Source organism: Pseudomonas sp. RIT-PI-S (genome assembly GCF_025642975.1).
GTDB lineage: Bacteria > Pseudomonadota > Gammaproteobacteria > Pseudomonadales > Pseudomonadaceae > Aquipseudomonas.
Window position 1 is genome coordinate 294,392 of the sequence record NZ_JANZKJ010000003.1, and the last position, 21,016, is coordinate 315,407.

The following is a 21,016-nucleotide window of genomic DNA, read 5'->3' on the forward strand; positions in this document are numbered from 1 at the left end:
AGATGACCCGCACCCCTGAAATCCGTCCTGACCTGGGCGCTGGCATCGACCGCAAGGTGCTGGCCCAGCTGCGCCAGCGCTTTCTTACGGTGAACCAGGGGCGCCTGGAGCGAGCCACCGAAGGCTTCGCCAGCCGCCAACAATCCGTGTTGCGGCTGCTGCCGCTGCTGTTTCATGTGAACCACCCCCTGCTGCCCGGCTACGTATCCGGGTTCACTCCCGCGGGGGTGAGCGCTTACGAGCCAGACGACGACGTGCTCGCCGAAGCGCAGCGCCTCACCCGCTCCTTCACTTACAAACCACGACGCGGAAACGCCCCGGCGCCGATACTGGGGTTGTTCCTGATGGGCAGCCTCGGCAGCCTGGCGCAGGATGAAGGCAGCGACATGGACGTGTGGGTCTGCCATGCCGCCGGGTTGCCAGAAGAAGCGCTCGATGAGCTGCAACGCAAGTGCCAGGCCATCGAAGCCTGGGCGGCGAGCCTCGGGGCGGAGGCGCATTTCTTCCTGATCGACTGCGAGCGCTTCGTGCGCGAAGACCGCGACAACAAGCTCAGCTCCGACGACAGCGGCACCACCCAGCACTACCTGTTGCTGGACGAATTTTATCGAACGGCGATCTGGCTGGCCGGGCGCACGCCGTTATGGTGGCTGGTCCCGGTGTACGAGGAGGCTAATTACGCGGCCTTTACCGAGACGCTGCTGAGCAAGCGGTTCATTCGCGAGCAAGATGTGCTCGACCTGGGCAACCTGTCGCGCATTCCCCCGGGAGAATATCTCGGCGCCGGCCTTTGGCAGTTGTTCAAAGGGCTGGAGTCTCCGTACAAATCCTTGCTCAAGTTGCTGCTTGCCGAGGTCTATGCCGACCAGCACCCGGCCGTGCAATGCGTGAGCCTGCAACTCAAGCAGGCGGTCTATGCCGGCCAGCTCAACCTGGACGAGCTGGACCCTTACATGATGGTGTATCGGCGGATCGAAGCCTATCTGCTGGCCAGGGGCGAGCATGGGCGGCTGGAGCTGGTGCGCCGCAGCTTCTACCTGAAGGTCAACCGCAAGGTCAGCCTGGTAAGGGCCGGGCGCTCTATCGGTTGGCAGCTACAGGCCATGCAGCGGCTGACGGCCGAGTGGGGCTGGAGCGAGCAACAACTGCGGCTGCTGGACAACCGTGGCCTATGGAAGGTCGGCCAGGTCACCACCGAACGTCAGGCGCTGGTCAGCGAGCTCAACAGCAGCTACCGCTTCCTCACCCGCTTCTCTCGCGCCAACCACACCGACAACCCCGCCAGCCGCAAGGACCTCAATGTTCTAGGCCGCCGCTTGTATGCGGCCTTCGAGCGCCGTGCCGGCAAAGTCGAAATCATCAACCCAGGCATCGCGCCCAACCTGGCCGAAGACACCGTTACCCTGCTTCAAGGCCCAAACCGTCGCGAGCCGGGCAAGCGCCTATGGTACCTGTACCGCGGCAACCACAGCGCGGTGGATTGCGAGCCATACACACCGCTGACCCGCAGCCACGAGTTGATCGAGCTGCTCGCCTGGTGCCACCGCAACGGCGTGATCGACGCCAGCACTCGCCTGGCTTTGCATCCGGGCGAATCCGACCTGTCTGAATTCGAGCTGTTCAACCTGCTTGGGGCCTTGCAGCGCGCGGTGGTTCTACCCATGGAGGCGGTAAGCGAAGCCCAGCTGCTGCAACCGGCCATTCCCACCGAAGTGTTGCTGTTGGTCAACGCTGGGGTAGATCCGCTCAAACACCACCGCGAACAGAACATCCTGATGACCACGGAGCGCACCGACTCACTGAGCTATGCCGGCATGCGCGATAACCTGGTGCTGACGCTGGACCAGGTAACGGTCAACAGCTGGAACGAGGTCATGTTCAACCGCTATGACGGCCGCCATGCGCTGCTCGACTGCCTGCGCGACTATCTCAACGTACTGCCCCTGCAGCGGCCGGCGCCGCAGCTGCGAGTGTGCTGCTTTTGCCACAACCGGGCCCAGGCGATCAGCGCCCGGGTGCAGGAGCTGTTCGACACCGCCACCGAGCTGCTTACCCGGGAGCTCGGCCACCGCTACCTGATCCAGGTCGAGCAGCAGTACCACGTGCTAGAGCTCAACGCCGGCAATGTGCGCCATGTGCCGCTCCCCGGGTTGCCAGTGCTGCTGGATTACCTTGCGCGGCCCTTGAAGAGCTATAGCCCGCTGCATCTGGATGCCTATGCGCTGGCCGGGCATGAGCTGGCGCTGATCCTTCCACACGCCCATCCGGACTGCGTGCAGGTGTTCTACAGCCGCCAAGGCGATGAGGCCCTGGTGTACGTGCTGGATGAGTTCAACGGCCTATGGCGCCAGCTGTTGCCCTTCTTCAACGAAGCCAGCCTGCTGTTGCCCCTTCAGCGCTTTCTGCAGTCGGTCGCGTACCGGCGTGAAGCGCGCATGGAGATGGACCGCCCGGCCACCCTGGGCACGCTCTTTTACCGCATCACCAGCTCCGCCGGGCAGCCGCGGGCCGTCGAGCGTCGACAACCGCCGCGAGGCGATGGCGCGGAGCCGTTCTTCGAAGTGCAGGCGATCCTCAAGAAGACTGCCGACGGGCCGCCGCGGGTAACCTTGTTCTGCAACCAGAGGGAGTTCAGCGAGCTGGAGTACGGCGACCGGCTTTACGCGGAGGTCGCCCGGGAGATTCTCGCGCAGCGCCGGAACAATGCTGGCTATCGGTGCTACATCACCGACCTGGACCTCTCCGGGCTGGGCGGCGACCAGGTGCTGGCGAGTAACACTTACCTGCGCTACAAAACGGGGTTGGAAGGATCGCTCAATACCGCCCTGGCCCTGCTGTAGCAGCACGACGCCAGGCGAATGCCGCTCGGGCATTACGCTGCGTGGTCATCGAGCAACCTCGGCTGCTACGGGCGGTGTGTATTCAGGCGCTGCGCGGTGCTTGGGTTGCGACCTTCATTCACCGGCCGTTCGGCGCTGCTCGGCCAGGGCGCGGATTTCACGCCGGCGCTCGTCACTGGCGGCGCGCCATTCGCGGATGTGCTCCACATGGCGGAAGCACCCTAGGCAATAGCGCTCTTCGTCCAGTTTGCACAGGCTGACGCACGGTGATTTCACGGCAGTGCTGATGTTGCTGTACAGCGGCTTGCTGGCCATCAGAATTCTTCGAAGTCCAGTTTATCGCCAGCCTGCTCGAACACGATGCGCTCGAGCATTTCGCCCAGCAGCTCATCCGAGGAGTCGCACATCCACTTTTTGTTTTCTTCGTCGTAATCGAAATGAAAGCCGCCAGAGCGAGCGGCCAACCACAGCTGACGCAGCGGGGCCTGCCGGCTGAAGATCAACTGGCTGCCGTTGTCGAAGCGCACGGTCAAGGTGCCGCTGGAGTTTTCCACGTCAACATCCAGGCCGCTCTCTTCGAACACCACGTCCAGCGCTTCCTGGGTGGCATCTACCAGATCGTGAAAACGCGCTTCGGTCAAACTCATCGGCAACCTCGGTATCGGACGGGGCGAACAACTGCGGCACGATACGAGCAGATCCCGGTGAATGCAAAGACTATCGGCCGCAGCGGCGACCGCCCGGCGGGGTGGTCATTTCGTAGGCAAGTTGCCCCCCCGCCGGTATACTCGGCCGCAACTGACGGTTTATACAAAGGATTTCGCCATGAAGCGCCTGATCGCCTCATTCGCTGCGCTTGTCGCGGTTGCCTGCCTCGTTTCCGCCTGTGGTCAAAAGGGCCCGCTGTTCCTTCCTGACGACAGCAAACACGATGGCCACAGCCAATCGCACCAACACGAATAAGGGCCGATATGAACGCTTTCCAATACCGTGACGGCGAGCTGTTCGCCGAAGGGGTAGCGCTGTCGGCCGTGGCCGAGCGCTTTGGCACGCCTGTCTACGTTTACTCCCGCGCCCACATCGAAGCCCAGTACCACGCCTACGCCGACGCCCTGCAAGGGGTGGATCACCTGGTGTGTTACGCGGTAAAGGCCAACTCCAACTTGGCGGTACTCAATGTGCTGGCGCGCCTTGGCGCGGGGTTTGACATCGTCTCGGGTGGCGAACTGGAACGCGTTCTGGCCGCTGGCGGCCGTGCCGACCGCGTGGTGTTTTCAGGGGTTGGCAAAACCCGTGCAGACATGCGCCGGGCCCTTGAAGTGGGCGTGCACTGCTTCAATGTCGAGTCTACCGACGAACTTGAACGGCTACAGGCCGTGGCGGCCGAGCTTGGCCTTCGGGCGCCGGTTTCGCTGCGCGTCAACCCGGATGTCGACGCCGGCACCCATCCGTACATCTCCACGGGCCTGAAGGAAAACAAGTTCGGGATCTCCATCGAGCAAGCCGAGAGCGTGTACCTGCGCGCGGCGCAACTGCCGAACCTAGACGTGATCGGCGTGGACTGCCACATCGGCTCGCAGCTCACCACCCTGCCGCCCTTCCTCGATGCGCTGGACCGCCTGCTCGCCCTGATAGACCGTCTAGGCGACTGCGGCATCCACCTGCGCCACATTGACCTCGGCGGCGGCGTTGGCGTGCGCTATCGCGACGAGGAACCGCCGCAGGTCAGCGAGTACATCCAGGCCGTGCGCGAGCGCACCGAAGGCCGTGATCTGGCGCTGTTGTTCGAGCCCGGTCGATTCATCGTCGCCAACGGCGGTGTGCTGGTCACCCGCGTCGAATACCTCAAGCACACCGAATACAAGGACTTCGCTATCGTCGACGCTGCCATGAACGACCTGATCCGCCCGGCGCTGTACCAGGCCTGGATGGATGTGGCGGCCGTGCGCCCACGAGACGGCGCTGGCCGTGCCTACGACATCGTCGGCCCGATCTGCGAAACCGGTGATTTCCTGGCCAAGGATCGCCAACTGGCCTTGGCCGAGGGCGACCTGCTGGCCGTGCATTCGGCAGGCGCCTATGGCTTTGTGATGAGCTCCAACTACAACACCCGGGGCCGCTGCGCCGAGGTGCTGGTGGACGGCAGCGATGCCCACGAGGTTCGCCGTCGCGAAACCATCGCCGAGCTCTATGCGGGCGAAAGCCTGCTGCCGGAGTAATGCCCATGCTGTTGCGCTTCACTAAAATGCACGGCCTGGGCAACGACTTCATGGTGATAGACCTGGTCAGCCAGCACGCCCACATCACCCCCAAACACGCCCGTCAGTGGGGCGACCGCAACACTGGCATCGGTTTTGACCAACTATTGTTGGTGGAGGCGCCGACCAACCCCGACGTGGACTTCCGCTACCGGATTTTCAACGCGGACGGCTCGGAGGTCGAACAGTGCGGCAATGGCGCCCGCTGCTTTGCCCGCTTTGTGCTGGACAAACGCCTCACGGCGAAGAAGAAGATCCGCGTACAGGTGGCCAAGGGCATCATCGAGCTGGACGTGCGCAACGACGGCCAGGTACGCGTAGACATGGGCCCGCCTAGGCTGTCACCCGCCGAGGTACCTTTCCAGGCAGACCTCGATCAACTTACCCACGTACTCGAAGTCGAGGATGTGGCCTATGACATCGCCGCCCTTTCGATGGGCAATCCGCATGCGGTGACGCGGGTCGATGATGTCGACACCGCCCCCGTACAAACCCTCGGGCCGAAGATCGAGCACCACCCACGGTTCCCGGAGCGGGTCAACGCAGGCTTTTTGCAAGTGCTCGACCGCCAGCGCGGCAAGCTACGGGTATGGGAGCGCGGCGCGGGAGAGACTCGCGCCTGTGGTACCGGCGCCTGCGCGGCGGCGGTGGCGGCCATTGCCCAGGGCTGGATGGACTCGCCGCTGACCCTGGATCTGCCTGGCGGGCGGATCACGCTGGAGTGGGACGGGCCAGGGCGCCCGGTGATGATGACCGGCCCAGCGGTTCGGGTATACGAAGGCCAAGTGCGTTTGTAAGCATCGGAGAGCAGCGACAATGAGCGACGAGCACCTTCTTCCCGGTTCAGCAACCTGCGAGCTGGACGAACCGAATGCCGAGGCGGTCGTGGCTTACTTGCAACGGCATCCGGACTTCTTTACCGGCCAGGAAGAGCTGCTCGCCAGCTTGCGCATACCGCACAAGCGGGGCGACACCGTGTCTTTGGTCGAGCACCAGCTCAAGCTGCTGCGAGAACGCAACAGTGAGCTCAGGCAACGGCTGAGCCAATTGATGGACGTGGCCCGCGACAACGACCGGCTGTTCGACAAAACCCGCCGGTTGATGCTCGACTTGCTCGATGCGAGCAGCCTCGAAGAAGTGGTCATGGCCGTGGAAGACAGCCTGCGCCAGTCTTTCAAGGTGCCGTTCGTTAGCCTGATTCTGTTCACTGAAACACCCACGCCCGTCGGCCGCTCGGTCACCCCGGGGGAAGCCCACCATGCGATCGGCGCGCTGCTCGCCGAACCCAGGCCAGTGACCGGTGCGCTACGCCAGCTCGAACTGGAATTCCTGTTTGGCGCCGAACAACATGAGCAGGTGGGTTCCACCGCGCTGGCGCCGTTGGTTCATCACGGGGTGCAAGGAGTGTTGGCCATCGGCAGCCCCGACCCGGACCACTATCGCAGCTCCGTAGGCACTCTGTTCCTGGCTCATATCGCCGAGGTGCTTGGCCGCGTGTTACCTCGCTTTACCGGCGCCTTGCGCTCGGTGCGCTGAGCATGCAAGCGCAACTGGGCGGTTACTACCACCATCTGCGCACCGAGCGCCAGGCGTCTGCCCATACCGTGCACGCCTACCAGAATGACCTGGCTAAGGTCCTGGCGTACTGCGAGCAAGCGGGCATTGCCACCTGGCCCGAACTTACCGCGCCAAAACTGCGCCGCCTGGTTGGCCGCCTGCATCAGCACGGCCAGGCCCCCCGCAGCCTCGCTCGCCTGCTTTCGGCGGTCCGTGGCTTCTATGGCTGGCTGCTGCGCGAAGGGCTGTGTGAGCACAACCCGGCGGTAGGCCTGTCGGCGCCCAAGGGCGAGCGGCGCCTACCTAAGGTGCTGGACACCGACCGTGCCAAGCAATTGCTCGACGGCGCCGTTGAGGACGACTTTATCGGCCGACGCGACCAAGCCATGCTCGAACTGTTCTACTCCTCCGGCCTGCGCCTTTCGGAGCTGGCGGGGCTCGACCTGGGCTCGCTGGACTTGGCCGATGGCCTGGTGCAGGTGCAGGGCAAGCGCAACAAGGCGCGGCTGGTACCCGTTGGCACCAAGGCGCGTGAAGCGATCCGCGAGTGGTTGACCTTCCGTGGGCTGGCCAGCCCGGTCGACAGTGCCTTATTCATCAGCAAACGCGGCGAGCGCCTAGGGCAGCAGGCCATTCGGCTGAGGGTGCAAGCCGCTGGCCAACGCGAACTGGGCCAGCGGCTGCATCCACACATGCTGCGGCACTCTTTCGCCAGCCACGTGCTCGAATCCTCGCAGGACCTGCGCGCAGTCCAGGAAATGCTCGGCCATGCCGACATTTCCACCACGCAGATCTACACCCATCTGGATTTCCAGCACCTGGCCAAGGTGTACGACAGCGCCCACCCCCGCGCCAAGCGCCACAAGGACGGTGAACAGCCATGAGCATCACATTGGTGACCTTCGACCTGGACGACACCCTCTGGCATACCGCCCCGGTCATCCAGAGCGCCGAAATCGCACTGCGAGAATGGTTAGCGAGCCATGCGCCCAAGCTTGGGCCCTTCCCGCCGGAGCGGCTGTTCGAGATCCGCCAGCGTTTGATCGACGCCGACCCAGGCCTTGCCCACCGCATCAGTCATTTGCGGCGCCAGGTGCTCCAAGTTGCCTTGGAAGAAGCGGGCTACCCCCGCTCGGAAGCCCTGACGCTGGCACACGAAGGCTTTGAAGCGTTCCTCGAAGCCCGGCACCAGGTGAGTTTTTTCCCTGACGCGGCGGCGACGCTCGAAGCCTTGGCACAGCGCTATACCCTGGGTGCACTGACCAATGGCAACGCGGATGTCCGAAGGCTAGGCGTGGCAGACTACTTCAGCTTTGCGCTGTGTGCTGAAGACCTGGGCATAGGCAAGCCTGACCCACGCCCGTTCGAAGAAGCACTGCGCTTGGGCAGCGCCAACGCCGCCGACGCCGTGCATGTGGGGGACAACCCCCGCGACGACATTGCCGGGGCCAAGCAGGCAGGCTTTCGAGCGGTCTGGTACAACCCGGGGCGCCTGACCTGGGCCGGAGGTGCCATGCCGGACGGCGAAATTTCCGCCTTGGGGCAGCTGCCGGCGCTGCTGGAGAGCTGGGGGTAACCTGGCCGCGTGCTCTTGAAGGAGCGGGCGAAGCCCGCGAACCCAGACAGAGCGAACCGACGTACAGATAGACCCCGTAACACGAGGCTCGCAGGCCTGCGCCTAAAGCCACAAGGCTCAGCTTCCGGGCAGGCGGCTTAGATAGGCCGGCTACCGTATTTGTTGTCCGGCTTGCGGGGTGGGTCGGCCACTACATTGGGCTCGACTTCCTGGACTTTCCCGCCTCTGGAGAGAAACTCCTCCATGGCCTTGGCCAGCGCATCGCGCTCCTTCTGCTTGGCTTCGATGCTGGGCAGTTCGTCCACGCTAACGGCGGCTTTCTTGCCTTTGCCTGCAGGGGCAGGGCTGTCACCAACCTCGGCATCATCCTCGGCGACGTCTTCGGCAGCCGTCTCCAGGCCTTCCTCGGTGTCGTCCTCGTCACCTACTTCCAGCTCGTCGTTTTCCAGATCGTCGTCGCTCATCGTCCTACCTCATGTGTTGCCGGAGCAGTTGTTTATAGCCCGATGTGCCGCGAGTTCGGCACATTCGGAAAAAATACCGAGGGCCTGCGACCCTCACTCTTCGCCATGCAGCGTGACAATCAAACGCCTGGGCCCGCCGTGATCACGGTGTTCGCCCAGGTACACCCCCTGCCAGGTACCCAGGGCCAGGCGACCCGAGCGCACCGGCAAACTGAGTTGGCAGCCCAGCAGGCTGGCCTTGAAATGCGCGGGGAGATCGTCGTCGCCCTCGTCGTTGTGCTCGTATCCACGCTCACGCTCGGGGATCAGACGGTCGAAGAACCGCTCGAAGTCCCGGCGGACCGCCGGATCTGCATTCTCATTGACCGTCAGTGAAGCCGAGGTATGTTGCAACCAGATGTGCAGCAGGCCGACCCGGCACCCCTCGAGCGCCGGAACCCCCGCAAGGATTTCTTCGGTCACCAGATGAAACCCACGGGGCCGCGCCGCGAGGGTGATGGTCGTCTGCTGCCACATGGCGTTCTCCGCGCATTTCGGGCGCATTCTAGCGCGCCGGAAAAAAAAGCAAAGTGCTGTATCTGTATAGGCTTTTCCTACAAATGGAAAAATCCCTGGCCCCGACCAATTCAGCCGGTGGGCTGTTGATGAGGGAGTCCAAGCAGTGACAAACCTGGAATAAAAAAATGCCCGGCAAACCGGGCATTTTTTCGCGAGTGGCTCGCCGAACGGCTTGCCGAACGGCTTGCCGAACGGCTTGCCGAACGGCTTGCCGATGGCTTTAGAGGTTGTAGCCACGCTCGTTGTGCTGGGCCAGATCCAGCCCTACGGCTTCTTCTTCCTCGGATACGCGCAAGCCCATGAGCATGTCCAGCACCTTGAGGATGATGAAGGTCACTACCGCCGTGTAGATCACTGTGAAGCCCACGCCCTTGGCCTGAATCCACAGTTGCGCGGCGATGTCTTCAACGGTGCCGAAGCCGCCCAGAGCGGGCGCGGCGAACACACCGGTAAGCAGTGCGCCGATGATGCCACCGATGCCGTGCACGCCGAACGCGTCCAAGGAGTCGTCGTAGCCCAGCTTGCGCTTGAGCGTGGTCGCGCTGAAGAAGCACAGCACGCCGGCCGCCAGCCCGATGATCAAGGCGCCCATTGGGCCCACGGTGCCAGCTGCGGGAGTAATGGCAACCAAGCCGGCGACCACGCCCGAAGCGATACCTAGCGCGCTCGGCTTACCGTGGCTGATCCACTCGGCGAACATCCAGCCCAACGCAGCGGCGCCAGTGGCGATCTGGGTAACCAGCATAGCCATGCCGGCGGTACCGTTCGCCGCTGCGGCCGAGCCTGCGTTGAAGCCGAACCAGCCTACCCACAGCATGGCGGCACCAACCAGGGTGTAACCCAGGTTGTGCGGGGCCATCGGGGTGGTTGGATAGCCCTTGCGCTTGCCCAACACCAGGCAGGTCACCAAACCGGCGATACCGGCGTTGATGTGCACCACGGTGCCGCCAGCGAAGTCCAGCACGCCCCAGTCCCACAGCAGGCCGCCGTTACCGCTCCAGACCATGTGCGCGATCGGGGCATACACCAGGGTGAACCAGACGCCCATGAACACGAGCATGGCGGAGAACTTCATACGCTCGGCGAAGGCACCGACGATCAGCGCCGGGGTGATGATCGCGAAGGTCATCTGGAAGGTCACGAACACGGCTTCCGGGAACAGCGCGGTCGCCGACGTCAGGCTGGCAGGGGTAATACCGGCCAGGAAGGCCTTGCCCATGCTGCCCACGAAGGAATTGAGGTTGATGACGCCTTGTTCCATGCCAGTGGTGTCGAACGCCAGGCTATAGCCGTAGATGAACCACAGCACGGTTACCAGCCCTGTAATCGCAAAACACTGCATCATCACCGACAGCACGTTCTTGGAGCGGACCATGCCGCCGTAGAACAACGCCAAGCCTGGAACCGTCATGAACAGCACCAGCGCGGTAGAGGTAAGCATCCAGGCGGTGTCGCCGGAATTGAGCACAGGGGCCGCCGCCTCGTCGGCCAAGGCCAGGCCTGGCATTACGAGAGACAACAGGGCTCCTAGCCCTGCGAATTGACGCAGAGTCATATTGTTTACTCCTGGGGCTTTTTTTATGGGGCGGCTTAGATGGCGTCGGTATCGGTTTCGCCGGTACGGATGCGGATCGCCTGTTCCAGATTGACCACAAAGATCTTGCCGTCACCGATCTTGCCGGTGTTTGCGGCCTTGGTGATCGCTTCGATCACGCGGTCCAGATCCTTGTCGTCGATGGCCACGTCGATTTTTACTTTCGGCAGAAAATCCACCACGTATTCCGCGCCACGGTACAGCTCGGTGTGGCCCTTCTGCCGACCGAAGCCCTTGACCTCAGTGACGGTGATGCCCTGCACGCCGATTTCCGACAGCGACTCGCGAACGTCGTCCAGTTTGAACGGCTTGATGATGGCAGTGACTAGCTTCATGAAACTCTCTCCCGAATTGGTGGACTTGCCCCAGGAAAACAAACCCAGCTCAAGTCTAAGCGCAGTGTCCGGCTTTGTAACGCACCGCCGGCCTAGCCGGCCCGGCCTCGAACACCGCTCCTGACGAAACATTTCCCGCTCCGCCTGCGCACTGCATCCGCCTGTCTGGCCGCCATCAGTGCATGGGTCGGATGGCTCCAAGCAGAAACCTTGCCATCTCGTGCTGGGGCCATGTTTTCGCGTAAGAGCGCCCCCGGAATTGGCGCCTATCGAGCCCCGCGCCTCGCTGATCGCACAGCAATGGTGCGGGGGTGCCCTCAGCGGCGCCCAACAACTGTGCAGGCGAGAGCTGCGGCTGCGTTGACCGACCGTGATACACTTTCGCGACTTATTTGCCATGGAAACCGCCGCCCATGCTTGCGCCTAAAGCGTTCCTCGAAGCCTTGACCGACCAAGCCAGCCGCTTGCTCGGGGGCGATACGCTGCCGCCTCGGCAAGAATTCGAAAGCCAGTTGCGTACGCTGCTACAAAGCGCGTTCGCCCGCCTCGATCTGGTCAGCCGCGAGGAGTTCGATAGCCAAATGACCGTGCTGGCGCGCACGCGGGCCAAGGTCGATGCTCTTGAGGCGAAACTGGCGGAGCTCGAAGCGCGCTTGCCAGCCGTTTCGGCTGAAGCGAACCCGCCCCGGCAGGGCTGATTCCCAGGCGCACGCCGATGAACCGCAATGAATTGCGCAAAGCCGACATCAACCTGATGGTGGTGTTCGAAGCGCTGATGCTCGAACGCAACGTGACCCGCGTTGCGGAAAAACTTTTTCTTGGCCAACCCACAATCAGCGCCGCGCTGAATCGGCTGCGGGCAATGTTCAACGACCCGCTGTTTATCCGAGTGGGCCACCGCATGGAGCCTACCGCCCGCGCGGAAGAGTTGATCAAGCACCTTTCCCCAGCCCTGGACGCGATGTCCGTGGCGCTCAGTTTGAGCCACGACTTCGAACCGGCCACCAGCAAGATGACCTTCCGCATCGGTTTGTCTGACGACGTCGAATTCGGCCTGCTGCCACCCCTGCTGCGGGCGCTGCGCCAGGAAGCACCCGATGTGATCGTGGTGGTGCAGCATGTGGACTACTGGCGCATTCCCGACCTGCTCGCCGCTGGCGATATCACCGTAGGGATCAGCCAGACCCGTGGCTTGCCAGCCAACGCCAAACGTAAACTGCTGCGCAGGATGCATGCTCGCGTGCTGCGCGCGGACCCGTCGCCACACCGGCTGACCCTGGATGAATACTGCAGCCGCCCTCACGTGGTGGTGTCTCACACTGCCAACACACGCGGCGTGGCGGACGAATGGCTGGACGAAATCGGCCGCACCCGCAAAGTGGTGCTGTCGGTGCCCCAATTCAGTTCACTGCCAGCGATCCTCGCGGGCACCGACCTGCTGGCCGGCTGCCCTGACTACGCCGCTACCGCGATGGAAGCTTGGGGCACCTTGCATGCCGAGCCGCTGCCTTTTGAGTCACCCGCGCTGGAATTGTCCATGGTGTGGCTGAGCATTACCGACACCGACCCGGCTGAACGCTGGCTGCGCGCACGGCTAGAGGAGCATATGGGCGACGGTGGCCTGGGGCTCGCGCCTTAGGCGTCAGGCCAGGTACTTGGTGAACCAGGCCAAGGTCCGCTCCCACGCCAGTTTCGCCGAGGCTTCGTCGTAGCGGGGGGTCGAGTCGTTATGAAAGCCGTGGTTGGCGCCGGTGTAGATGTACGCTTCGTAGGTTTTGCCGTTGGCTTTCAGGGCCTGCTCATACGCAGGCCACCCTTCATTGATGGCAGTGTCCAGCTCGCCGTAATGCAGCAGTAGTGGGGCCTTGATGCGCGGCACGTCCTCGGCCTTGGGCTGGCGGCCATAGAACGGAACCGCCGCGGCCAGCTCGGGATAGGCCACGGCGGCGGCGTTGGCGACTCCGCCGCCATAGCAGAACCCCGTGATACCGACCTTTCCCGTAGCCGCCGGGTGCGTTTTGATCCACTCGATGGCGGCGAAGAAATCGTTCATCAGCTTTTGCGGGTCGACCTTCTGCTGCAATTCACGGCCTTTATCGTCATTGCCTGGATAGCCGCCCACCGAAGTGAGGCCGTCTGGCGCCAAAGCCACGAAGCCCGCCTTGGCGAGCCGCCGGGCAACGTCTTCGATATAAGGGTTCAGGCCACGGTTTTCATGGACAACCACCACGGCCGGCGCCTTGCTCGCGGCCTTCGCAGGCCGCACCAGGTAAGCCCGCACCTGGCCATGGCCCTGTGGCGAGGGGTAAGTCACGTATTCAGGAAGGATGTCTGGGTCGGTGAATTCCACCTGCTGCGCCAGAGCGTAGTTGGGGCTCAACGACGCCAGCAAGGCTGAAGCCGACAAGCCTGCCACAGTAAAAGCCGCCGCCCGATCGAGAAAATCGCGGCGGCTGATTCGCCCGTGGGCGTAGTAGTCATAGAGCTCGAGCAGCTCAGGGGCAAAGTCTTTGGCGGTAAGGCGTTCCATGCGGCGCTCCTTCGACGGTAGGCGGGCGTCGAAAGACTATAGCCGAGCGTTGCGGTTGCGGCCGCCCAGCCGCCGGGTTCGCAGGCTGGCCCCATGGACGCAACTCGCGAACTGGCGCGCCTGCCTTATGGGTCAAGTGTGCGCAAAAAACCGTGGCAGTATCGAATCCCGGGTCAACGGCGCCAGGTTCAACGCCTGCGCCTGCTGCGCATCGACCCACAGCGCTTCCTCGATCTCCGCGGCGGGCTGCACATCGGCATCGATCACCACCTCAAAGAGTTCGCAGTGCACTTCGAACCCTGGCTCATTGGCGGCAGGCGCGCTGAAGCAACCGACATAAGCCGCCTGCGCTGGCTGGATGCGCACGCCCAGTTCTTCCTCCAGCTCCCGCGCCAAGGCCTGCACGGGTAGTTCATGGGGCTCGATCTTGCCGCCAGGTTGCATGAAAAAGGCAGTGCCGCGCTTGCGGACCAGAAGGGTGCGGCCTTGAGCATCGAGCAACAGGGCCGCGGCAATTACGATAGGTTTTTTCATGGGCGCAAGGATACCAAAGGTCGCTAACCGATCTATCGTTCTTGCGCTCGGCTCGCTCGGTAAACCAGGCTTGGCGGCTCCCCGGGAACATCGTCAAGGGTATCGATACATCGCATGCCTACCTTTTCAAGCACCCGAATGGATGCACCATGGCCAGGCCGTACCATCGCGAACACTTCTGGCACGTCCAGCTCGGCAAAGCCGAAATCGAGCGAAGCCTGGCTCAGCTCTGTGGCATAGCCCTTCCCCCAGGCCGCCACGGCGAAGCGATAGCCGAGATTCAGCCGCTCCACGGGCCCATAGGGCCGCTTGTCCAGCCCGCCGAAACCGATGATCACATCGGGCGCATCGCGCTCGGCAATCGCCCACTGGCCATATCCTGCGCTCTGCCAGTGAACCATCCAGCGCTTCAGCATAGCGGCGGCATGATGTTGGGTTTTCAGCGGGCCGGCAGGATTGAAGCGGTGAGTGGCAGGGTCCCCGTAAATGGCGAATACGCTGTGTACGTCGTCTTGAGTCGGCGGCCTTAAGGTCAGCCTGCGCGTTGACCTGTGCATGAGGAGCTGATGACGATTCAACGGATTCCCCTATATATATGGGGTAGGTAAGGGCTCAGCAGGCGGGGAGCCGCTGAGCCGGGGAATGAGCCAAAGATACACCGATTTACTTGTACGGTTACTTAGACGGTGACCGCCAACGCATCATCGCCGCTACACATTTAGCCCAACACCTGCCCCGCTGCCGCCACACCGCTCGGCTAAGCTCAGGCCATCGCAAGGAAGCGTATCCTCCGGAGCCAACATGTCCCTCGCTATCGTTCATAGCCGTGCCCAGGTCGGGGTCGGCGCGCCCGCTGTGTTGGTGGAAGCGCATCTGGCCAATGGGTTGCCCGCGCTCACTCTGGTTGGCCTGCCGGAAGCCTCGGTGAAGGAAAGCAAGGACCGCGTCCGCAGTGCCATCGTCAATTCCGGCCTGAATTTTCCGCCACGACGCATCACCCTGAACCTGGCCCCGGCGGACCTGCCCAAGGATGGCGGCCGCTTCGACCTGGCCATCGCACTGGGGATTCTCGCCGGCAGCGGGCAGGTGCCGGTCGATGCCCTGCGCGAGGTGGAATGCCTCGGCGAACTGGCGTTATCTGGCGCGGTGCGCTCGGTGCAGGGTGTGCTACCAGCCGCCCTGGCGGCGCGGGATGCCGGCCGTGCCTTGATCGTGCCCCACGCCAATGCCGAGGAGGCGGCGCTGGCCAATGGGCTGACGGTGATCGCCGTGGGGAACCTGCTCGAACTGGTCGGGCATTTAAACGCGCAGGCCCCCCTAACCCCGTTCAGGGCACAAGGCCTGTGCCTGCAACCCCGGCCGTACCCGGATCTGAACGAGGTGCAAGGCCAGGCGGCGGCGAAGCGGGCATTGCTGGTGGCCGCCGCCGGCTCGCACAACCTGCTATCATTGTGGCCCAATCCACCAATAGCTAAAGCAGACGTAGATGCAGCCCAAAGCATACAGTTACATACGATTCAGCAGTCCGGAGCAGGCTAAGGGTGACAGCCAGAGGCGGCAACGGGACGCAGCGACTGCCTACTGCAAGGAGCACGGCCTAGAACTGGCGAAGGCCAAGGAATACACCTTTTTCGATGCGGGACGAAGTGCCTATAAAGGCGAGCATGTTGACGATTCGGGTGAGCTTGCCAGGTTTCTGACCTACGTGAACGACGGGACCGTTCCTTCAGGTAGCTACCTACTAGTTGAATCGCTTGATCGCCTAAGCCGAGACGAGGTGATGGTCGCACTGAACCAGTTCACTAACCTACTCCGCAAGGGTATCAAGATTGTCACTCTCTGCGACAAGCGGGTCTACTCCGAGGACTCGCCGAGTATCGCTGTGGAGCTGATCGTCAGTATCACAGTAATGATGAGGGCACACGAAGAAAGCGCGACTAAGGGGAAGCGTGTGTCGGCGGCCTGGCAGCACAAGCGGAATCTCGCACGCGACAGCAAAGTGCCCCTGGGTAATGCGTGCCCAGCGTGGCTGGTGCTGGAGAATGGTGCGTATAGGCCAATCAAAGAACGGGTAGATGTCATCCACAGAATTTTCGATATGGCCATCCACGGGCATGGGCAAACATCCATACTGCGGCGGCTAAACGAGGATGGCATCCCGGTATTTGGCACTGTGGGAGAGACAGGGCGGAACCGAAGTGGCGCTTGGGGAACCAGTTCGGTAGGGAAGATCCTGAACAATCGTTCCCTTCTTGGCGAATACCAGCCTATGCATATCGTGGATGGCGTGAGGTGTAATGACGGGGATGCTGTTATAGGCTACTACCCGACTGTTATAGATGAAGGCATTTTCCTGCGGGCGAGAGCTGCTCGTACTCAGCGCCGCAACAGCCAAGCCACCCGACAGACGAAGAACTTCAATATTTGGCAAGGTCTTGCAAAATGCCGTATCTGCGGTGATGCCATGCATTTAGTTAACAAAGGTAAGCCCCCAAAGGGCTATACCTATCTTCAGTGCCACACCGTCAGGAAGGGAAAATGTAATAACGGCCTCATCCGAATCGAACATGCCGGGTCGGTCTTCCCGGAAGTGCTGGCGAAGGTAGACAGTATGTCCCTAGTGCACGGAAAAAACGCAGAAATACGGAAGGGTCTGGAGATCGCTGAGGGCAAGCTCGTAGAGGTCGCAAAGAGGCTCAAGCAGGCAGAAGAAGCCTACACAGCTTGGACAAGTGTTGCTGGCGCGAAGCTCTTGCACACCCTTGAAGCGGAGCACGAGAAATGCTCAGCAACACGCGATGAATTTAGAGAGCAGCTTGCCTCAACCCAAGTGATCAGCAAGGAAGACTTTTTCCAAAAAGTGGACCTTGTTACCTACGAAGGCAGGGCAGCAGCCAACAGCTTACTGAAACGTCTGGGGATACAGGTGCAGTTTAGGCGGTACAGTCCTACTCGCTTCAGGTGCTGGGTTCTGGACAAATCGGACGATGCTATCACTGGAGCAAATGAGCAAATGCTATTCGGCATCGCCTATGAGCAAGGGACTTTAACCACGCAAGCGTTCGATGACGATATCTATGAAAGGCAGCTCAGGCAGGGCGAACTAACCCCAGAAGACGTTTGGCGGGATCAGAACTCAGGTATCGGCGGAGAATGGTTCATGTAGATGTCCCCAAAATTGGGGCCAGATCCCACTCTCCCCAAATTTTCCAAAACGGCATCTGGCTTGCCTAATATCTGTTTTTGGTTAGGACAGGAAATATCCAAGGGTACGGGATCAGCGCTTGACTTCACAGCCGTTGCTGGCGAGGGGTTTAACCCCTTGGCTTTCTGCCAGGCTATATCAATGGTGGATTTTGAAATATGGCGGGCACGAGAAAGCCGCCCAAAGGCGGCTAGTGTCCCTTCAAAGTATCAGACAAGGTTCAGTTCACGCTTGATCCGGTAGACAGTGGCTACTCCGCAATCAGCCAGCTTGGCGATCATGTCGGCAGACATAGTAGGGTGAGCCTTCATCAGCGCCTCCACCTCTTTCCATTTAGCTACGTTCTTGCCCTTGCCTGCAGGCTTCCAATCTGGCTCAGCAGCCCGTTTGTTCTCCAGGCCCTGCCGGATGCGTTCTACCCGCTTCTCTTGATCCAAACGGGCCATGGTAGCCATAAGGTCGATGAGCATGTCGTTAATTACTCTCATCACCTCTCCTGTAACGCCCGAAGTAGCCATTTCCCAACTCGTAGGCAGGTCGGCCACGACCAAACGCAGCCCCTTGCCCTTGATGGTCGCCTTGAGCGTGTCCCAGTCGGTTTGTGATAGGCGGCTGAGGCGATCCACGGATTCGACCAGCAACACTTCGCCAGGAGCGGCATTGTTTAGCAAGTTGAGCAACTCGGGGCGGATGAGCTTGGTCCCTGAAATATTCTCGGCGTAGTAGCCGATGATGCCCAACCCTTTTTCCTCAGCAAACTGCTTCAAGGCGAGTCGGGCACGGTTAGCATCCTGATCTTTGGTGCTGGCACGCAGATAAAGATGGGCGTTCATAGACTCTACCTTTTGCTCTCGATTTCGATAGAGCTATGATAATACGATCAGATATCTATCATCAATAGCTATTTGATAGTGGTTTTGCCTAGGCTATCCAGCTACCAGACGTGTCTACTGCTTTGATAGAGGGCGATTGGATTTCGGAGCTATTGGCAGGTTGTGGGCTGCTCAAGCATTAGTAGGAGTTCTTTGCCTAGGTCTGTCAGTGCTGGCCACAGCTTCGATGGGGTTTCCTCAACGACGGCTATGTACCTATTAGGAGAAGCGACGCCAGCAAATGCCCATGCTCATGTGGCAAATGATACGCCCTTCCTTCAGCGGCCGGCCGCAGGAGATTGAGCGTCGTAAGCGAATGTAAGGTCACGGGGAAGGTTCCATCTCAGGATGGTATTCGATATCGGATCAGTTTGATGGCTCGGGCCGAAGCCTTCATTTCCTACCAACCGGGCGAATTCCAGGGCTGCAATGCGGTTTCATGCGAAATCAGCGTAGCTTACTGAGTGCCTGGGAATCATGGTTGGCCGACGGTTCGACGGCCCCGTCAGGTGAAGTGGATGATCCTCTCTACGTCAGCGATGAGGTCTGATGGACGACATCTCAATGCAGCGGCGAGTTTGAAGACGATGACAACCGTCGGCTGATTCTTGCCTCGCTCGATCAGGCTCACGTAATTCCGCTGAATATCGGCTTCTAACGCGAGTTGTTCTTGGGTGAGCCCCGCCCGCTTACGCCGCTCACGTAGAACTTTACCGAATGCCAACCCTGCGTCCAAACCGAAGCCCCTCTGATCGAGGCTGCACTGTCGGCGGGCAGAGGACATACGTCTTCACAGTATATTGTGAATTCCGTAGCTCCATGGCACCATCCGCCCTGTACGGTTGATGGCATGGAGCCATCCTTCCGGCACGCTTTTGATCGTGACAGATGCGCCATTGGATAGAGGAGCGGTACTCGTGAAGGGAAGATTGCAGGGCTTACTGGTAGCAAACGCTTTCGTGTTGTTAGGTGGGTGTGCCGCTCAAGGCCATTTGGAATTCTCGAAGCCTGATATAACCCAGCAGGGGTTTGCCCAAGACAAGGCAGCTTGCCAGGTGGAGTCTCAGTACGTGCAAGTGGCCGATTACGCATATCGGGGCACCTTCATGGAGGGGGTGAACATCCAGCAGAAGCAGAATCAAACGTTTGTCCTATGCATGACCAGTAAGGGTTATTCAAACCGGATGGTGCAGTGAACCTAGTGGAGTGATCTCCCGCACCCGCATACTGGCTGATCTTCATCAATGTATTGGAATAGGATAATGAACAACGCGCTTCGCTGTATGTTGGTTACTGGAATGTTTGGGTTAGTTGGAGGATGTGCTCAACAGCGATATGAGCCCACGGTGGCACCTAGGCCTGCACCTGCCGAGCGATGGACGTTTACCCCAGTTGAAGCCAAGTATCTCGATACCCAGTCCCCCGCTCGAAACTTTCAGTACGTTCTTGAGCAAACCGCTAGGCAATGTCGCCCACAAGCTGATATGGGTTACATTCTCTATAACCAATTGCGAGGCTATGGGTCCAGTAAGCGACCTGACGATAATGCCCAAGCGCTGGCTGACTGTCAGGCATATGCCACCCGCCAAGGTGATGCGGCCATTGCACGCTTAATGCAAAGCAAGGTATCCGCTAAAACCATGGAGTTGAGCAAAGACCTATATTCAAAGTGGTCCGTTTACGTGAGTGGCATGACGATCTACGCTCCCAAAGATAGCTTCGCTCAGGATCAGTACGAAACGAGCAGTCGTGCCCTGCTGGCGGAAGACAAGTTCGCAAAATAAGGCATACGCGATACACCTGAGCGTTTATTAAATTCTCTCGTCGATGTGGAACGAGAATTGTCCTCACACGCGGCCACGAAACTAGCTGGTTCTGGCAGCATGCCCTTTCAAGGGAAGGCGATGACCCGCTTCAGCTATGAAAGCTGGCCTCGTACAAAATCGCCGAAGCCGCCCTTTGTCCAGAAAGAAATATCGATAATTCTCCCGGCCCGCTTAAAGTCCTTCACATTTCGAGTAACTAAAGGAAAAGCCATCGACCACTCTCCATAATCTACATCTGTCTGATTCTGAAGTAGGCCGGTTGGACGTAAGCTTTCTCCGGTTTCGCCACCTACTTTCTTATGCCGGGTAGGATCCTCTATAAAATCCCGCCCTTCCACCGATGTGAGGAAACCTCCCCCAAGTACGGTACCGTCTGACTGTAGGTCCCCAAGACCGCCGCCCCCTTGCCGTGCTTCTCCGTCTGACAAGCGAAACCATTCAACTGGTCTGGAGGCAAGGCGTTCAAGTTGCTCTCTTGCATATATTCCGGTCGCTACCGCTTCTGCCCTCGCATGATCGGGGGACGGGACCTCAATAATCCCAAGATCGCTAACCCGGAAATCCAGGTCTGAACCGGCTTCCACTAACAGGTCGCAGCCCTTTTTCCGCAGTATGTCCCAAACGTTATTGTCAAGTAAGACAATCTGTTTTACCACGGTAACCTCCTTCGACACCAATGCTATTAGCAGCAGCCATCAGTGTGGACTAAGATTTCGAATTTTGCTGCGACGGCCATGAAAAAAAAACTTGGCTGGTAGCGGCTACCTTAGATCTCAATGAAATGGCAGGGCAGGACGGTAAATAAACGACGCAGTGGGATCAACGGCTTAACCCTGCTACCGCAATTCTCCTAAATTCAGGGGGTGA

The 21,016-nt window shown here is 60.6% G+C and carries 23 protein-coding genes and 1 pseudogene; 12 read left to right on the top strand and 12 right to left on the bottom strand.

The genetic code is table 11. The features are described from left to right. The first annotated feature begins 2 nt into the window (after window positions 1-2). Window positions 3-2,840, top strand: coding sequence for a class I adenylate cyclase (locus OGL93_RS07405; RefSeq protein WP_263261856.1), 2,838 nt, complete (start codon window positions 3-5; stop codon window positions 2,838-2,840). Between the two features lie 114 nt (window positions 2,841-2,954). On the opposite strand, the gene OGL93_RS07410 is transcribed toward OGL93_RS07405, so the two are convergent. Both OGL93_RS07410 and cyaY read right to left on the bottom strand, forming a co-directional pair. Further along, window positions 2,955-3,155: a DUF1289 domain-containing protein gene (locus OGL93_RS07410; protein ID WP_263261858.1), complete on the bottom strand. Its 201-nt coding sequence runs from the start codon at window positions 3,153-3,155 to the stop codon at window positions 2,955-2,957. Continuing rightward, window positions 3,155-3,487 carry an iron donor protein CyaY gene (gene cyaY / locus OGL93_RS07415; protein ID WP_263261859.1) on the bottom strand — a complete coding sequence of 111 codons (333 nt, stop codon included), beginning with the start codon at window positions 3,485-3,487 and terminating at the stop codon, window positions 3,155-3,157. Before cyaY ends, OGL93_RS07410 begins: the two co-directional genes overlap by 1 nt. A gap of 178 nt (window positions 3,488-3,665) precedes the next feature. On the opposite strand from cyaY, the gene OGL93_RS07420 reads away from it, so the two are divergent. The 6 genes from OGL93_RS07420 to OGL93_RS07445 are packed head-to-tail and all read left to right on the top strand — an operon-like array spanning window position 3,666 to window position 8,231. Continuing rightward, the gene (locus OGL93_RS07420; RefSeq protein ID WP_263261861.1) at window positions 3,666-3,803 is read left to right on the top strand and encodes a lipoprotein; all 138 of its coding nucleotides are present in this window, start codon (window positions 3,666-3,668) and stop codon (window positions 3,801-3,803) included. Between the two features lie 8 nt (window positions 3,804-3,811). After that, on the top strand, window positions 3,812-5,059 hold the full coding sequence (gene lysA, locus OGL93_RS07425; RefSeq protein WP_263261862.1) for a diaminopimelate decarboxylase: 1,248 nt from the start codon (window positions 3,812-3,814) through the stop codon (window positions 5,057-5,059). 5 nt (window positions 5,060-5,064) lie between these two features. Then, window positions 5,065-5,895, top strand: coding sequence for a diaminopimelate epimerase (gene dapF, locus OGL93_RS07430; RefSeq protein WP_263261863.1), 831 nt, complete (start codon window positions 5,065-5,067; stop codon window positions 5,893-5,895). 19 nt (window positions 5,896-5,914) lie between these two features. Further along, window positions 5,915-6,634 (top strand): DUF484 family protein, encoded by a 720-nt coding sequence (locus tag OGL93_RS07435; protein WP_263261865.1) that lies wholly within the window; start codon window positions 5,915-5,917, stop codon window positions 6,632-6,634. Window positions 6,635-6,636: 2 nt separating this feature from the next. Then, window positions 6,637-7,539: a tyrosine recombinase XerC gene (gene xerC, locus OGL93_RS07440; protein ID WP_263261866.1), complete on the top strand. Its 903-nt coding sequence runs from the start codon at window positions 6,637-6,639 to the stop codon at window positions 7,537-7,539. Continuing rightward, complete coding sequence (locus OGL93_RS07445) at window positions 7,536-8,231, top strand: HAD family hydrolase (RefSeq protein ID WP_263261867.1); 696 nt, start codon at window positions 7,536-7,538, stop codon at window positions 8,229-8,231. The genes xerC and OGL93_RS07445 overlap by 4 nt, the downstream gene beginning before the upstream one ends. Before the next feature lie 137 nt (window positions 8,232-8,368). Here OGL93_RS07445 and sutA read toward each other — a convergent pair whose 3' ends face one another. The 4 genes from sutA to glnK all read right to left on the bottom strand — a co-directional run bounded on the left by sutA (window position 8,369) and on the right by glnK (window position 11,182). Continuing rightward, entirely contained in the window at window positions 8,369-8,695 is a 327-nt protein-coding gene (gene sutA / locus OGL93_RS07450) for a transcriptional regulator SutA (protein ID WP_263261869.1), read from the bottom strand. Between the two features lie 93 nt (window positions 8,696-8,788). Then, window positions 8,789-9,211: a secondary thiamine-phosphate synthase enzyme YjbQ gene (locus OGL93_RS07455; protein WP_263261870.1), complete on the bottom strand. Its 423-nt coding sequence runs from the start codon at window positions 9,209-9,211 to the stop codon at window positions 8,789-8,791. 262 nt (window positions 9,212-9,473) lie between these two features. After that, a complete protein-coding gene (locus OGL93_RS07460; RefSeq protein WP_263261871.1) occupies window positions 9,474-10,808 on the bottom strand; it encodes an ammonium transporter in 1,335 nt (444 codons plus the stop codon). A 35-nt stretch (window positions 10,809-10,843) separates the two neighbouring features. Next, complete coding sequence (glnK, locus tag OGL93_RS07465) at window positions 10,844-11,182, bottom strand: P-II family nitrogen regulator (protein ID WP_002555808.1); 339 nt, start codon at window positions 11,180-11,182, stop codon at window positions 10,844-10,846. A 413-nt stretch (window positions 11,183-11,595) separates the two neighbouring features. Here glnK and OGL93_RS07470 point away from each other — a divergent pair, with 413 nt between their 5' ends. Next, window positions 11,596-11,880 carry an accessory factor UbiK family protein gene (locus OGL93_RS07470; RefSeq protein ID WP_263261872.1) on the top strand — a complete coding sequence of 95 codons (285 nt, stop codon included), beginning with the start codon at window positions 11,596-11,598 and terminating at the stop codon, window positions 11,878-11,880. Window positions 11,881-11,897: 17 nt separating this feature from the next. Next, window positions 11,898-12,821 (top strand): LysR family transcriptional regulator, encoded by a 924-nt coding sequence (locus OGL93_RS07475; RefSeq protein ID WP_263261873.1) that lies wholly within the window; start codon window positions 11,898-11,900, stop codon window positions 12,819-12,821. Window positions 12,822-12,824: 3 nt separating this feature from the next. On the opposite strand, the gene yghX is transcribed toward OGL93_RS07475, so the two are convergent. The 3 genes from yghX to OGL93_RS07490 form a co-directional block, all read right to left on the bottom strand. Further along, window positions 12,825-13,712, bottom strand: coding sequence for a YghX family hydrolase (gene yghX / locus OGL93_RS07480; RefSeq protein WP_263261875.1), 888 nt, complete (start codon window positions 13,710-13,712; stop codon window positions 12,825-12,827). Window positions 13,713-13,844: 132 nt separating this feature from the next. After that, complete coding sequence (locus OGL93_RS07485) at window positions 13,845-14,246, bottom strand: NUDIX domain-containing protein (protein ID WP_263261877.1); 402 nt, start codon at window positions 14,244-14,246, stop codon at window positions 13,845-13,847. 32 nt (window positions 14,247-14,278) lie between these two features. Beyond that, complete coding sequence (locus tag OGL93_RS07490; protein WP_263261878.1) at window positions 14,279-14,803, bottom strand: GNAT family N-acetyltransferase; 525 nt, start codon at window positions 14,801-14,803, stop codon at window positions 14,279-14,281. 244 nt (window positions 14,804-15,047) lie between these two features. Between OGL93_RS07490 and OGL93_RS07495 the strand changes: the two are divergent. Together OGL93_RS07495 and OGL93_RS07500 are read left to right on the top strand one after the other, a co-directional pair. Beyond that, a pseudogene (locus OGL93_RS07495) lies at window positions 15,048-15,692 on the top strand (magnesium chelatase domain-containing protein); the annotation flags it as partial. A gap of 40 nt (window positions 15,693-15,732) precedes the next feature. Beyond that, the gene (locus tag OGL93_RS07500) at window positions 15,733-17,412 is read left to right on the top strand and encodes a recombinase family protein (RefSeq protein ID WP_263261880.1); all 1,680 of its coding nucleotides are present in this window, start codon (window positions 15,733-15,735) and stop codon (window positions 17,410-17,412) included. Between the two features lie 248 nt (window positions 17,413-17,660). On the opposite strand, the gene OGL93_RS07505 is transcribed toward OGL93_RS07500, so the two are convergent. Both OGL93_RS07505 and OGL93_RS07510 read right to left on the bottom strand, forming a co-directional pair. Next, window positions 17,661-18,284: a recombinase family protein gene (locus OGL93_RS07505; protein ID WP_263261882.1), complete on the bottom strand. Its 624-nt coding sequence runs from the start codon at window positions 18,282-18,284 to the stop codon at window positions 17,661-17,663. Between the two features lie 544 nt (window positions 18,285-18,828). Beyond that, window positions 18,829-19,107, bottom strand: a complete 279-nt coding sequence (locus tag OGL93_RS07510; RefSeq protein ID WP_263261884.1) for a helix-turn-helix transcriptional regulator — start codon at window positions 19,105-19,107, stop codon at window positions 18,829-18,831. 478 nt (window positions 19,108-19,585) lie between these two features. Here OGL93_RS07510 and OGL93_RS07515 point away from each other — a divergent pair, with 478 nt between their 5' ends. After that, window positions 19,586-20,107: a hypothetical protein gene (locus OGL93_RS07515; RefSeq protein WP_263261886.1), complete on the top strand. Its 522-nt coding sequence runs from the start codon at window positions 19,586-19,588 to the stop codon at window positions 20,105-20,107. Window positions 20,108-20,241: 134 nt separating this feature from the next. Here OGL93_RS07515 and OGL93_RS07520 read toward each other — a convergent pair whose 3' ends face one another. After that, on the bottom strand, window positions 20,242-20,805 hold the full coding sequence (locus OGL93_RS07520) for a hypothetical protein (protein ID WP_263261888.1): 564 nt from the start codon (window positions 20,803-20,805) through the stop codon (window positions 20,242-20,244). Window positions 20,806-21,016: the final 211 nt, after the last annotated feature.

Bases quoted from the DNA above. Each gene is read 5' to 3' on its own strand.
- OGL93_RS07405 (WP_263261856.1), top strand. From the start codon at position 3: ATGACCCGCACCCCTGAAATCCGTCCTGACCTGGGCGCTGGCATCGAC.
- OGL93_RS07410 (WP_263261858.1), bottom strand. From the start codon at position 3,155: ATGGCCAGCAAGCCGCTGTACAGCAACATCAGCACTGCCGTGAAATCA.
- cyaY (WP_263261859.1), bottom strand. From the start codon at position 3,487: ATGAGTTTGACCGAAGCGCGTTTTCACGATCTGGTAGATGCCACCCAG.
- OGL93_RS07420 (WP_263261861.1), top strand. From the start codon at position 3,666: ATGAAGCGCCTGATCGCCTCATTCGCTGCGCTTGTCGCGGTTGCCTGC.
- lysA (WP_263261862.1), top strand. From the start codon at position 3,812: ATGAACGCTTTCCAATACCGTGACGGCGAGCTGTTCGCCGAAGGGGTA.
- dapF (WP_263261863.1), top strand. From the start codon at position 5,065: ATGCTGTTGCGCTTCACTAAAATGCACGGCCTGGGCAACGACTTCATG.
- OGL93_RS07435 (WP_263261865.1), top strand. From the start codon at position 5,915: ATGAGCGACGAGCACCTTCTTCCCGGTTCAGCAACCTGCGAGCTGGAC.
- xerC (WP_263261866.1), top strand. From the start codon at position 6,637: ATGCAAGCGCAACTGGGCGGTTACTACCACCATCTGCGCACCGAGCGC.
- OGL93_RS07445 (WP_263261867.1), top strand. From the start codon at position 7,536: ATGAGCATCACATTGGTGACCTTCGACCTGGACGACACCCTCTGGCAT.
- sutA (WP_263261869.1), bottom strand. From the start codon at position 8,695: ATGAGCGACGACGATCTGGAAAACGACGAGCTGGAAGTAGGTGACGAG.
- OGL93_RS07455 (WP_263261870.1), bottom strand. From the start codon at position 9,211: ATGTGGCAGCAGACGACCATCACCCTCGCGGCGCGGCCCCGTGGGTTT.
- OGL93_RS07460 (WP_263261871.1), bottom strand. From the start codon at position 10,808: ATGACTCTGCGTCAATTCGCAGGGCTAGGAGCCCTGTTGTCTCTCGTA.
- glnK (WP_002555808.1), bottom strand. From the start codon at position 11,182: ATGAAGCTAGTCACTGCCATCATCAAGCCGTTCAAACTGGACGACGTT.
- OGL93_RS07470 (WP_263261872.1), top strand. From the start codon at position 11,596: ATGCTTGCGCCTAAAGCGTTCCTCGAAGCCTTGACCGACCAAGCCAGC.
- OGL93_RS07475 (WP_263261873.1), top strand. From the start codon at position 11,898: ATGAACCGCAATGAATTGCGCAAAGCCGACATCAACCTGATGGTGGTG.
- yghX (WP_263261875.1), bottom strand. From the start codon at position 13,712: ATGGAACGCCTTACCGCCAAAGACTTTGCCCCTGAGCTGCTCGAGCTC.
- OGL93_RS07485 (WP_263261877.1), bottom strand. From the start codon at position 14,246: ATGAAAAAACCTATCGTAATTGCCGCGGCCCTGTTGCTCGATGCTCAA.
- OGL93_RS07490 (WP_263261878.1), bottom strand. From the start codon at position 14,803: ATGCACAGGTCAACGCGCAGGCTGACCTTAAGGCCGCCGACTCAAGAC.
- OGL93_RS07500 (WP_263261880.1), top strand. From the start codon at position 15,733: ATGCAGCCCAAAGCATACAGTTACATACGATTCAGCAGTCCGGAGCAG.
- OGL93_RS07505 (WP_263261882.1), bottom strand. From the start codon at position 18,284: ATGAACGCCCATCTTTATCTGCGTGCCAGCACCAAAGATCAGGATGCT.
- OGL93_RS07510 (WP_263261884.1), bottom strand. From the start codon at position 19,107: ATGTCCTCTGCCCGCCGACAGTGCAGCCTCGATCAGAGGGGCTTCGGT.
- OGL93_RS07515 (WP_263261886.1), top strand. From the start codon at position 19,586: ATGAACAACGCGCTTCGCTGTATGTTGGTTACTGGAATGTTTGGGTTA.